Here is a 12,759-nt window from a genome sequence, read left to right as displayed (position 1 = left end):
GCAATCTGATGACAACACAACCATCTCAGCAATCACACACAGATAACTCTGATGAGATAGATTTAGGAAAACTGCTTGGCATCTTATTAGATGCTAAATGGCTAATCATGCTCACCACATTTGCTTTTGCTGTGTTTGGTATTGCGTTTGCCCTGCTTTCAACACCGATATACAAAGCCGATGCACTGATCCAAATTGAAGAGAAAAGCTCTGGCGGTATTTCATCAATGGTTGGTGACATGGGGGAGTTGTTCTCTCAGGAGTCTTCTGCAACGACAGAAGTGGAGATCATCAAATCGCGTATGATCTTGGGCGAAACCGTTGATAAATTCAATTTAACCACCGTAACCTCTCCAAACTATGCACCCATCGTAGGTAAAGGCTTTGCTCGTTTAACTGGTGACATCAACCACATTGTGGTGAGCCGTTTTACCTTGCCAAGCTATGCGAGCGAATACGCACATACGATTCAGATTGTTGATGCCGAGCAAGGCACTTACCAACTGGTGCGTGACGATGAGCGCGTTATCTTGCAAGGCAAAGTGGGCGAGCTAGCAACTTCTGATGACTACAGCTTGTTTGTGGCAGGTTTTGAATCACACAATGGTTTCGAATTCTCTATTGGTAAACAAAGTCGACTAGAAGCGATCGAATGGCTGAAAAAATCTTTGTCTTTGTCTGAGCAAGGTAAGCAGACCGGTATTCTGAAGTTGAGCTTTGAAGGCGAAAACAAACAGCAGATTTCTGCAATCCTCAACCACATTAGCCAGATCTACTTCTTACAAAACGTGAAGCGTAACTCAGCAGAAGCAGAAAAGAGCCTAGAGTTCTTAGAGAGTCACCTTCCGGGTATCAAATCTGAGCTAACTGGCTATGAAGACGTACTAAACAATTACCGCCAAAAGAACGAATCGATCGACTTGGGCTTAGAAGCACAATCAACCTTGAAGGTAATGGTAGAGCTTGAAGCGCAATTGAATGAGCTGACGTTTAAAGAGAGCGAAATCAGCCAACGCTTTACTAAAGATCACCCAGCATACAAAGCCCTGCTTGATAAACGTAAAACGCTATTAGGTGAAAAAGAGCGCCTAAACAAGCAAGTACAAAAACTACCGAAAACCCAACGTGAAGTACTGCGTATGACACGTGATGTTGAAGTAAACCAACAAATCTACATCCAGTTATTAAACAAGGTTCAAGAGCTAAGCATTATTAAAGCGGGCACGGTCGGTAACGTTCGTATCTTAGATGACGCTCAAGCTTATGCTCGCGCCGTTAAACCTAAGAAGCCACTGATTGTTGTGTTAGCAACGCTATTGGGTGGCATGTTAAGTGTCGCGTTTGTATTGGTTAAAGCGGCGTTCCACCGTGGCGTTGAAAGCCCAGATCAAATTGAACAAATCGGCCTGCCTGTTTACGCAGCGGTACCAAAATCTGATTTACAGATTGAGCTAACCAACCGCTTTAAATCGAAAAAAGTACAAACCAAAGGTGTTCAGGCACTGCTTGCCGAATCGAACCCTGCCGATCTTTCAGTTGAAGCACTGCGTGGCCTTCGTACCAGCTTACACTTTGCGATGTTAGAAGCGAAAAACAACGTCTTGATGATCTCTGGCCCTGCACCGGGTATCGGTAAATCATTCATCTCGACCAACTTTGCCGCAGTAGCCGCAAAAACTGGCCAAAAAGTGCTGTTGATTGATGCCGATATGCGTAAAGGTTACTTACAACAAAGCTTTGGTGTGAACTGGGATAACGGCCTTTCTGATGTATTGAGCAGCAAGCAAGAGTTCGCTCAATCAGTGAAGTCGACGCCAGTTGAAAACCTCGACATTATTACTCGCGGCCAAGTGCCACCTAACCCATCTGAGTTGCTGATGCACCCACGCTTTGCAGAGCTAATGGAATGGGCATCAAAAGAGTATGACTTGGTGATTGTCGATACCCCGCCAGTACTCGCTGTAACCGACCCAAGCATTGTGGGTGCCTTTGCGGGTACCACATTAATGGTTGCTCGTTACGGCCAAAACACCATTAAAGAGATCGACGTCGCTCGTAACCGCTTCGAACAATCTGGCATCGAAGTGAAAGGCGTTATCTTCAACGCCATCGAGAAGAAAGCATCAAGCTCATATGGCTACGGTTACTACAACTACGCATATTCGAGCGACAAGAAATAAAAGCTAAAGAGCAGTAACGGGATACGAGTAACCGGGGAAACGAAGAGCAGAAAGGCAGATGCGGGATACGAGTTATCGAGTATTGAGTATCGAAAAGCGCCACTCGAATCCGCTCTTCATCTCTTCGTTACTCGTTTACCCGCTACCCGCATCTATTATTTTAAGCTCTTCGCATTTCGTTTACTCGTCATTCGTATCTATTATTTATCCACTCGCATCTGCACTTTAAATTATTCGAGGACTTAGCTTTTGGTTCTCCCCCTTGAACACCGGACTATTGTGAGTGATGGTGTTAATAGAAGGGGGAGTTAGAGGGGGTTGTTAGCGATGCCTAACCAACCCCTCCCAGCCTCCCCTTATATTGAAATTTTCTGCCAAGTAACAGTCGTGATAAAGGGGAGGAGCTAAAAGCACCACTCGCATCTGCTCTTTTAGCTCTTCGCATCCCGTTTACCCGCTACTCGCATCTGCTCTTTTAGCTCTTCGCATCCCGTTTACCCGTCACCCGCATTTGCTTTTCAAGCCTTTCGAATCTCGTTTACTCGTTACCCGAATCTGCTTTTAAGCTCTTCGTATCCCGCTTACCCGTCACTCGCATCTGCACTTCTAGCTCTTCGTATCCCGTTTACTCGTATCTGCTCTTGATCACCCGCATCTACTTCTTCACCACCCCTCCCGTTAAATACAATCCAATCGCCGCTAATACCGGATAACCAAACGCTTCATTGGTCATTTCCCCTAGTGGTTTCCAATTGTAGCCGTGCATGCAGCCTAGAATCACCATCACATGCAGTGCCACATAAGGAATGGTGAACAACAACACAATGTAGCGCTGTACTAACTTAAAAGGTTCATACGCCTTAAGCAGTGCCAGCTTGTGCTTCGCTTTTTCTTCATCAGTAAAAAACATCGCATCTCCTGTGTTGGTGAGTGCATCTAACCCTTTGCTAATTGAAGACTGGCTCCCGAATATTCTCCCGAACAATGTCATACTGCTCCTTGGTTTATTGATGGTTATATACCGCCTTTCTCGTCACTCCCGCTCTTAATCTCTTCGAATCTCGCTACCCGCATCCCGCAACTGCTCTTCCTGCTCTTCGCATCTCGTTTACCCGTCACCCTAATCTGCTCTTCCTGCTCTTCGCATCTCGCTTACTCGAATCCCGCAACTGCTCTTCCTGCTCTTCGCATCCCGCATCTGCTTTCAAGCTCTTAAAGCCACAACCGGACACGCCTTATTTACCCCCCAATCTTTATGCCCCTTCACATTCTCATCTGGAATCAAGAACTGCTCTTGCAGTGCTGCCATCAAACCAAACAGCGCCTTGCGCTGCGCAAGTGTGAAGTTATCTTTTGGTTGCAGTTCGGCATTACAGCCACCGACCAAACAAATCCCAATATTGCCCTTGTTGTGTCCTTTTACATGCGCGCCGGTTTGCGATAGTGGCCTGCCAAGTTCGACATCCCCATTGCGACAAATAACAAAGTGATACCCCACATCGCGCCAGCCTTTCTTTTTATGCCATCGGCGAATCTCGGCTACGTCTACATCTTGCTGTGGTGGCGTGGCGCTGCAATGCACCGTAATAAATGAGAATGCCGGGCAATGAGGCAAACGGAGTAAAACCGAAACCAGACTGAAGGAGTAGGGCGCGAGTGAAAAACAAGGCTCTAACGAAGGACTTCGCTCTTCCGTGCTAGCCCGCTCTTTCGAGTCAGCCAGTTCTTGTGAATCAGTAGACGCTTTTAACGGCTGGTGTGGAACTCGATCAGTTGCTGGTGGAGTGTTTGACAAAATAAATCCTCGTGTTGTTGTAAATAGGTGATTAAAGACGTTGATAACGATTCTTTTAAATCAGTGTGCAGTGCGATGTGTTGTCGCAAACTGGCGGCGACGGTTTTTGCATAACTGGGGTGGTGACTGACATAACGTAAATACATCACGCAATAACCCAGTGGCTGCCTACGCCGTGCTCGGCTGATCATCCAACAAATATCCTCATAGCTGGGGACGTCACCGCATTCATCCTCATTAAAATCACAACCTTCCATTTGGCTTTCTTTATAACCGCCGGCTTCATAGCTCAGTACTTGGCCAGACCCATCACTATCACTAAAAAATAACGGCTGGCGTGATTGATTCAGGGAATTAATGCGGCACTCGAGGCTCGCCATTCCGGGTTGGTACGCTGAAATAAAAAGAGAAACTATCGCCTTCATTAAGCACCTTATTGCTGCATGGGGAGGGCAATGTACTTCAACATTCTTGATTGGGGTTGGCGGTAATAGCACGAAAATGGAGGGACACAGAAAAGTGAGAAGTGTTTCGAAAAATTACAGATTAATAAGGTTGGTGTTGCATATCTATCCGAGGCATTTAACCAAACATCTTTTCTTACAACTTATCTCATGGGCGTTTCGCCCCTAAAGCGCCAAAAAGTGTTGTTAATGCTCTTTATATCAATGGATTTCTGTACGAATGATCATTTAACAAGGAGCGTTAACCATGTGTGTTTCTCTTATTCTTTCTTTTATCCCATTAAAAACCGGTTCGCCTATCAGCAAGTTGGTGCTATTGAAATTGGCCGATAACGCAGACGCGCGCGGCGTGTGTTTTCCTTCCTTAAATTACTTAGCGCAATATTGCGAAGTGTCGGTAAGAACCGTTAAGCGACACGTTAACGAACTCGAGAAACAAGGGTTTGTGAAGCGGATAAAGCGGTTTGATGATTCAGGACGCCAGCGCAGCAATATATATCAGCTACGCCTTCCTAGCGACAGCCACATTCAGCAGGCCGATTTAGACCAAGCAGCCAGAGCTCTAGATCAAGAAGACAGAGATCTAGAGCTAAATGATCAAATCGACCTAGATAACGCCAAGGTAGAACGAACAGACATACCGCCGGCCTCGCCAGAAACTGCACAGAAGACAGAACGCACAAAGAAAACAGAACATGCGCAGAAAATAGATCATTCAGACACCCACCTGGGTGACTCAAGATCCAACACGGAGAGTGATCACCTGGCACACATAATCTTTCATAAAGAACATAAAACAGAGTTGAGCTTGAAAAATGGCATCTTAGATGACGCCGATGTACTTGATCCCCCAAGCGGTTCTGAACAACATGAGCTATCGACATCTAAAACCAAAAATGAAGCCGTGATTCATCTGCTCACTAAAGAGGGCAGCGCGCCGATTTATCATGAGTTCACCACCATACTAGAGCGCACCTACCCAAAGTTAGATGTGCTGCAAGAACTGCATGCCATGCAAGCGTGGTTGTACATCAACCCCGATAAGCGCAAAACCTTTGAGCACATTGGCCACTTTGTGAATGGCTGACTAAGAAGAAGTGCCCAAGCCAAAGCGAAGCGAGACTCATCGCCAGTCTTTAAGCAAACAAGAGCGGCTAAACCCGCAAGGGCTTCTGCTTCTACATCGACCAAGGAAGCTAAACCCCAACCGGCAGCCAAACCCATGGAACCCAAACAACCCACGCCCGTCTCTCAGGCCCTCGCGGACTACCAAGCCAAAAGCACCACCAACCCGTTCGAAGCACGTATCAAGGCCCTAGTTCAATCCAAATCGCCAGGCACGGATTCTAAGCTGTGACCATTCGATTATTCACCGACTAAGCGCTTGTTCACACAGCCAAAAAACGTCAAGAAAAAAAAGCAGAATGAGGGATAGGGCAAATGGACGATACCAGCCTAAGAAAACTGACAACGGAAGAAAAAACAACCATTTTAGAGAAAGAGATAGCACGAGTTGAAGGGCGCATTGGCGAGTTCTTAGCTTTGTTGGTAAACCACTACCCACAAGGGCTAACACGCACCGAGATTAAAGCGTTATTGGCGGTAAACAATAACCCGAGCTTCGTCTCGCTGTACAGAAACGGCAATATTTTCATTGATATAGAAAAGCGCTACTGCGACGCAGCACAAGAAAACAGGTACCACATAGGGACTCAGTATCTGCAAGACGTACAATGCTCCCGCTGGGTCAATGCTTTGTGAGGCACTTGTCAAAATAAGGTAAATTGCAAACTGGTCAATATGCACTTGATTTGCTAGACTACGCAGCAAATTAAAACCGTATGAAAAACGCATAAACCTGAAGCACAGTGATAAATTTTGATTCATTGCCTGTAGGAGCCAAACCTAAGGGCGGTAGCGTACCCAAATGCGAGTGACTAGCAAGCTAAAAATGCGGCAAGCCTAAAAGTTGAAAGCCGTTTTGGTGGCCTATTGGGGCGGTTTTAAGAAAGTAAGAAGAATCTAAGTTTTATATGGGATTGTCTAAAATAGACCGTCTCAAAATGAATAAAAGTGTCTCAATGTCTTAAAATTGACTGAGACATTTTTATGAAGAAACTCAGGAAAACCCACGTAAAAACTTACTTTAAAGCGATCTCTGAATTGCTTGAGATACTTCGCTTGCGAGATTGTTTAGTGACGATTGATGCATCTGGGATGCCAAAGGTTATAGCTGAAAAGATCGTCACTCAAAAGAAAGGGCATGGTCGTTTCAATTCGCCAAGAAGGCGATAAGCCAGCAGAAAAAATGCAAATCAAGCACTACATAAGCTCAGAAAAACTGACGGCTAAAGCTTTACTAGAGAGTACGTGAGCACATTGGAGCATTGAAAATCAGATTCACTGGCGACTAGACTTTGGCTTTAAAGAAGATGAGTGTCTAATACGCTGAGAGCAAGCTGGTGAGAACTTAGCTGTTATAAGGTATATTGCTTTAAACCTGCTAACGGAAGAAACCAGCTTCAAGGCTGGGGAAAAAGAACGCAGAAAAAGCGAACCATAGCAACAGCTACCTTTCGCAAGTCCTTGTAGGACAGGGGGGCTTTATAATCTTGCCTTGGACTTGTGAGCCTTATGTGATCGTGATATTCATACGATTCGGTGCCCTAAAGTAGGCTTATATATAATATTTAATAAGAGAAAATATTGAGTAAACTAAAAAAAGACCTATCAATAACTTTTTTAGGGTCCATAGTTAGTGCCGTATGTAACATAATATGGTTAGCTTTGATATCAAGAGAATATGGGGTGGAAAAATACGGTATATATATAATTTGTCAAAATTTAGGTGTGTTTATAGCAACATTTGCTAGTATAAGAACAGGTGATTTAATATATAAAAATCACAAAGAAAAATCACTTTATAATTTTATTAAACTATTCTCATTTATATTGACAATGGCTGTTTCAACATTTGTATTTGTTATTTGTTATTCAATCATTGATTATGTCAGTGGCAGTTTATATTCCGAAATACCAAGGGGTATGATTCTTTTATCATTTATCTACATATTGTTATTTAGTTTTAATAATTACTCTCTTGCTATTTTAAGATGTGAAGGTAAATTTAATACGCTAGTGAAAATTGAATCTACATTTAAAATTGTCCAGTTGTTAACGGGAGTGGTTTTACTTAATTTTACAAGCTTGCTCAGTAAGGTGGAGTTTATTTTCTATATATGGTTTGGTTTCAATAGTATATTGCAAATAGTATTGATTATCTTTGCAACTCGAGGGGTTTTTAAAAAGTCATCTTTTTACAACTTGAAAATAAATTATTTTGCACATAAAGATAAAATACTGAATATACTATTCCACTCTAACTTGTTAGGCTATTTCAAAATAGCAACTAGCCCTGGTGATACATTTTTGATTGGATTATTTGCGGGTGCACATCAAGTCGCTGTTTACAATGTAGCGCTTCAAGTGATTAATATCGGAGTGCTAGTGAAAAATAATCTAAGTAATGTTCTGACCGCAAAAGTAATACAATTATATAGTGATAGTATAAGCAATCTAAAGACATTTGTGTCCAAGTATATAGCTGTAACCTCAATGTTGTCTGTGCTTTTTATATTTTTTATATGGTTGTTAGGTAAGCCTATACTTGATCTTTTTTTTGGAACACAACCAAATGAAATATCATTACTTCTACTTATAATGTCATTAAATTATGTTGTTACTCTCGTTTCGCTTTGTTATTACCCTATAGCTCTATCTGTTGGAGATTTAAAGTCTCGAACAATATTACTTACTGTGAAAATATTATTCCTTGTTAGTTATATATTTTTGTTTGAATTGTCTGCAATAGCTTTCGTGATAATAGAGCTAGTCTTTTCAATTTTAATCAGATTAATTAATGACTATCCGTTACATAAAAAGGTTTTTCATGCTTAAAAAACTGTTAAAAAAAATATCTCTAATTGTTTATTCAAAGAGGTTGATTAGAGCGATTTTACAGATATCAGCAAACTATTTAGCTGATTGTAAAAGATATATTAAGTACTCTTCGTCAATTAAGTTTGATGATGATATAAGTAAACTTGAAGGAAGAATATGTGTTTTTTACCATGCTTTAGAAAAAGGATTGTCATTACCAAATCCACGTAAGGGATTTGGTGAGCAAAAAACATCTGATCTGATCGATTTTACAGTTAAGTACGCATCATTTAAAAAACATAACCCGGCACTTATTTCAACCGTTTCAGGTGTACTTGAACAATATTTTACATTCAACAGTGGTTTTGTGAGTGAAGAGCTAGAGATTAAATATAAAAAGCAATATCAAGAAAAGTTGAAATATAAACCAAGCTGTATAGCAGGGACAACAGTAGTTTATAAGCCAAAAATGTCTTTTGATAAATATAGTGAATTTTCAAAAGCTAGACGTAGTATTAGAGAATTTACAAACAAACCTATTGATCGTAAAGAGATTGAAGAGTGTATAGAATTAGCAATATTTACACCATCAGTATGTAACAGACAGCCTTGGAAAGCATATATATATCAAGGCAATGATGATGTACAAATGGCTTTATCTGTTCAGCATGGTAATAAAGGCTTCTGCGAGAAATTACAATCGCTAATTCTTGTAACATGCGATAGATCTAAGTTTTGGCATGCACTTGAAAGAAACCAAGCATATATAGATGGAGGTATGTTCTCTATGTCAATAGTAAATGCTTTGCACGCTAAAGGTTTTGGAAGTTGTTGTCTAAACCTTTCTTTAACTAGCTCTCAAGAAATTAAACTACAAAAGACATTAAACATTCCTTTTTCTGAAGTGCCAATAATGATGATTACAGTTTCACATTATGACAACGGAGCAAAAGTAGCTTCATCAGAAAGAATGCCACTTGATATGATTTTAGGTAACTAACAATGAAAATCGGAATTTTAACTTACCATGACACTTTTAATGCTGGTGCCTTTCTACAAACGTTTGCTACATATGAGTATTTGAAAAAAACAGGACTAGATGTAGAAGTTATTGATTATGTTCCTAAAACAGGTTTTATTAAAGAATATAAAACAAAAGTCATTACAAAACAGCCTTTAAGAGGGATAAGAGCAATTTTATCTCAAAGAAAATTTTTAAAGAATAATTTAAAGTTATCTTCTAAAAGAGTTATTAGTGACTCATTTGATACTTCTAAAAAACAACTGGCAGGGTTTGACATGTTAGTTGTGGGTTCAGATACTGTTTTTGAAGTAAGACCAAGAGAAAAAGCTTTTGCGCCCGAAATTCCTAATGTTTATTATTTACCTGCAGATCTAGAATGTAAAAAAGTGTCTTTTGCTGCTTCAGCAGATAAATCTGATTTCAATTTACTCAATGCCAGTCAAAGTAAATACTTAAAAGATTCTTTGCAGAACTTTTCTCATTTATCAGTTAGAGATAAGTTCACTCAGGATTCAATTTCAAAGATTGCTAGTGTTTCATCAGATTTGGTATTTGATCCAACCTTCTTAATCGAATTTCCTAGTACCGGTGTAAAGCAGAAATTGACAGAAATTGGGAAGTTCGCGATTTTAAATGTGGCAAATAAGAAGTTTGGAAAAATTGTTGCGAATGAATATATGAGAAGAGGATGGAAAGTAGTCTGTCCTACGAAGTGTGGTTTAGCTGATGTGAATTTAAATGGGTTAATAAATCCACTCGAATGGGCAGAGCTCTATAAGTTTGCACAATTTACGGTAACAGATCGTTTTCATGGTACTATTTTCAGTCTTAAAGCCAACTGTCCAGTACTTTCAATTGATGATGCGATAGAATATGTGAATCAAACAAGTAAAAAAGAAGATATGCTTGCAAGATTAGATTTGATTTCGCTTTTAGTTGATTATAAAACCGTAAACGAAATATCACAAAACGACGTTGGTAAATTGATTGAAAATACGATGAAGGATTGGGATTATTCTAAAATTATCAATAGTTTAGAGATGGCTGCTAATGTATCAAAGAACTATTGGTCAAAGGTTCTTTATGATTAATATAGGTTTTTACGTACCAAAGTTAAACGGTGGTGGAGCTGAGAGAGTCTTTGTTAACCTTGCTAATGAAATGTCAAAAAATGAAAATTATAATGTTTTTATTTTTGTTTCAAAAATGGGGGGGGAATACGATGATCTAGTTTCTAACTCTGTAACATTTGTATCATTAGGCAATGTTTCATTGCTAAAAAGCATTATTCCTTTAGCTAAAGTTTTAAAGCAATATTCTATTACTCATCTATTGTGTGGAATGCCATTTCCTAATTTTCTTGGCGTTATTCAGAAAATAGTGAACTCTAAGTTGCACTTAACTCTGGTCGAACATAATGACTTAAGTGTACAACTGCGTGAAGGAACCGGGGGATGGAGGAAAAAAATAACTCCTATCATTATTAAATATTCTTATTTTATTGCAAATAAAGTAATATGTGTTTCTGGAGGCGTCAAAGATTTCGTTCTATCTTGTGATTCAAGATTAATCAATAAAACAGAAGTAATATACAATCCAATATACTCTAATGAATTAGTTAACAAAAGTTTAGAACCATTAGATGATGATGATTTTGTGAAGTCGGATTTAACTCTGATTACAGTCGCAAGACTTAATAGGCAAAAAAACCTATCACTTTTTATTGATGTTTGTAATGAAATTAAATCTAGAGATAGCTCATTCAAAGCTTATGTTTTAGGGGAAGGTGAAGAAAGGCCTAAACTTGAGGAGAAAATCAAGTCAATGGGTTTGTGCGATCATGTCAAATTGGTTGGCTTCAAAAAAAATCCATATAATTACGTGCGAGAATCAGATGTGTTTTTACTTACTTCTAAATGGGAAGGTTTTGGAAACGTAATTGTTGAATCGGCAAGCTGCAATACACCAGTAGTGAGTGTAAATTGTCCAAGTGGTCCAGCAGAGGTTATAGAAAGTTTAAATTGCGGTATTATTGTTGATAGTTATTGTCCAATTTACTTAGCTGATAAAGTAGTTGAGTGTAACTTAAATGAATATTCTATATCAGTATCTGATCTTGAAATTTATTCAATTAAATCTATTTCAAATAAATATACTAATGTAATTTTTGGATAATATGTTATATTTTTTAGTAGCCTTGAATGTATTTAAAATTAAATTTGGAATGTTAGATTTAACTTTGTTAGCATTTCTTATTACTTTGCTTTATCATTATAAGGTTTTTGGAAGTAATAAATTACTATATATAAAGAAAAAGCCATTAATTTTTTCTGTGTATACATTTGTTATCTATGGTTATTTTTTCCTAGTTACTTTTTTTTCAGAAGCTCTACAATTTGATGAGATATTAAAGTTGATTAGGTTTTTTCTTTCTTTATTATCAATATGCTGGTGTGTGGATATAATTGTTAACAAGTCACGTAATCCACTCTTTATTATATCAAGGGTGATTAGCCTTCATCTTATCTTGTGTTTGGTTCAAATATCTTTCCCACCTGTTAATATCTTTTTCCAGCAACATTTTCTTAGTGTGGGTAATTTTCACTGGTATCGCGTAACCGGAATTATGAATGGAACATCATCCGCGGGATTATTCTTAGGGTTATGTTCAGTTTTTTGGTTTTATATTTATCAAGAATATAAATCCAAATTTGAATTGGCGTTAGTGCTTATATCTGTCATTGTTTTCCCATTTACTGCAATGACAGGTTTGGCTGTTTTTATTGTCGGTATAATAAGTTATATTTTAGTTAGAAAAGATTTTGGCTTATTGTTAAAGTTTACGGCTGGGTTTTTGATTACATCTATCTTATTCAGTTCTGTATACGTTTTTGCAGATAGAAATAATGAAACTTTAAATAGGGTAGGAGTTATCGAGGTATTGTATCGTATTGATGCGCTACTTGGAAAAGATAGCTCTACACGTGCTGATCCTCGACGATCAGCTGAAAAGTTAGCGGACACATACCGGTTACCAGATGATGGAACGCAAATTATTTTTGGAAATGGTTATCCTTCAAAGCACCATCTTGCAACTACAACAAGTGATGCTGGAGTGGTAGGTAGTATCCACACTTACGGCATAATTGGTCTTATACTACTTCTAATATCCCTGGTCCTACCCTCAATCCAATTCTTATCACCGCTATCGCTCGGATTAATGTCATCCTATTTGGTTATTTTTCTTAAAAATGATTTAACTTATTCAAGGATCGTTTTTGACTTTTACCTAATTTCAATTATGACGTTATACTTTTATCAGAGAAAATCCAAGTTATCATAAATTTAGTTTGAGAA

At 39.1% G+C, this 12,759-nt stretch carries 10 protein-coding genes and 2 pseudogenes; 9 read left to right on the top strand and 3 right to left on the bottom strand.

Annotated features, from left to right (window positions below; all coding sequences use genetic code 11):
• Window positions 1-8: 8 nt before the first annotated feature.
• Complete coding sequence (locus L3V35_RS19360; RefSeq protein WP_237300505.1) at window positions 9-2,180, top strand: polysaccharide biosynthesis tyrosine autokinase; 2,172 nt, start codon at window positions 9-11, stop codon at window positions 2,178-2,180.
• A 655-nt stretch (window positions 2,181-2,835) separates the two neighbouring features.
• Here L3V35_RS19360 and L3V35_RS19355 read toward each other — a convergent pair.
• The 3 genes from L3V35_RS19355 to L3V35_RS19345 form a co-directional block, all read right to left on the bottom strand.
• Window positions 2,836-3,171, bottom strand: a complete 336-nt coding sequence (locus L3V35_RS19355) for a hypothetical protein (protein WP_237300504.1) — start codon at window positions 3,169-3,171, stop codon at window positions 2,836-2,838.
• Between the two features lie 213 nt (window positions 3,172-3,384).
• Entirely contained in the window at window positions 3,385-3,975 is a 591-nt protein-coding gene (locus L3V35_RS19350; protein ID WP_237300503.1) for an N-acetylmuramoyl-L-alanine amidase, read from the bottom strand.
• A complete protein-coding gene (locus L3V35_RS19345; RefSeq protein ID WP_237300502.1) occupies window positions 3,927-4,400 on the bottom strand; it encodes a hypothetical protein in 474 nt (157 codons plus the stop codon). Before L3V35_RS19345 ends, L3V35_RS19350 begins: the two co-directional genes overlap by 49 nt.
• Before the next feature lie 286 nt (window positions 4,401-4,686).
• Between L3V35_RS19345 and L3V35_RS19340 the strand changes: the two are divergent.
• The 8 genes and pseudogenes from L3V35_RS19340 to L3V35_RS19305 all read left to right on the top strand — a co-directional run bounded on the left by L3V35_RS19340 (window position 4,687) and on the right by L3V35_RS19305 (window position 12,745).
• Window positions 4,687-5,796: pseudogene (locus L3V35_RS19340) on the top strand (helix-turn-helix domain-containing protein).
• Between the two features lie 83 nt (window positions 5,797-5,879).
• Window positions 5,880-6,200, top strand: coding sequence for a hypothetical protein (locus L3V35_RS19335; protein ID WP_237300501.1), 321 nt, complete (start codon window positions 5,880-5,882; stop codon window positions 6,198-6,200).
• Between the two features lie 390 nt (window positions 6,201-6,590).
• Window positions 6,591-7,039 (top strand): annotated as a pseudogene (locus L3V35_RS19330) (ISAs1 family transposase); the annotation flags it as partial.
• 106 nt (window positions 7,040-7,145) lie between these two features.
• On the top strand, window positions 7,146-8,396 hold the full coding sequence (locus L3V35_RS19325) for an oligosaccharide flippase family protein (RefSeq protein WP_237300500.1): 1,251 nt from the start codon (window positions 7,146-7,148) through the stop codon (window positions 8,394-8,396).
• The gene (locus L3V35_RS19320; RefSeq protein WP_237300499.1) at window positions 8,389-9,378 is read left to right on the top strand and encodes a nitroreductase family protein; all 990 of its coding nucleotides are present in this window, start codon (window positions 8,389-8,391) and stop codon (window positions 9,376-9,378) included. Before L3V35_RS19325 ends, L3V35_RS19320 begins: the two co-directional genes overlap by 8 nt.
• Window positions 9,379-9,380: 2 nt before the next feature.
• Window positions 9,381-10,493 carry a polysaccharide pyruvyl transferase family protein gene (locus L3V35_RS19315; protein WP_237300498.1) on the top strand — a complete coding sequence of 371 codons (1,113 nt, stop codon included), beginning with the start codon at window positions 9,381-9,383 and terminating at the stop codon, window positions 10,491-10,493.
• Complete coding sequence (locus L3V35_RS19310) at window positions 10,486-11,577, top strand: glycosyltransferase (protein WP_237300497.1); 1,092 nt, start codon at window positions 10,486-10,488, stop codon at window positions 11,575-11,577. Before L3V35_RS19315 ends, L3V35_RS19310 begins: the two co-directional genes overlap by 8 nt.
• A complete protein-coding gene (locus L3V35_RS19305) occupies window positions 11,570-12,745 on the top strand; it encodes a hypothetical protein (RefSeq protein ID WP_237300496.1) in 1,176 nt (391 codons plus the stop codon). Before L3V35_RS19310 ends, L3V35_RS19305 begins: the two co-directional genes overlap by 8 nt.
• The last annotated feature ends 14 nt before the right edge of the window (window positions 12,746-12,759 follow it).

The sequence above is a fragment of the Vibrio sp. L5-1 genome (assembly GCF_021728315.1).
Classification (GTDB): domain Bacteria; phylum Pseudomonadota; class Gammaproteobacteria; order Enterobacterales; family Vibrionaceae; genus Vibrio; species Vibrio splendidus_K.
This window is presented reverse-complemented; position numbering and strand designations above follow the sequence as displayed.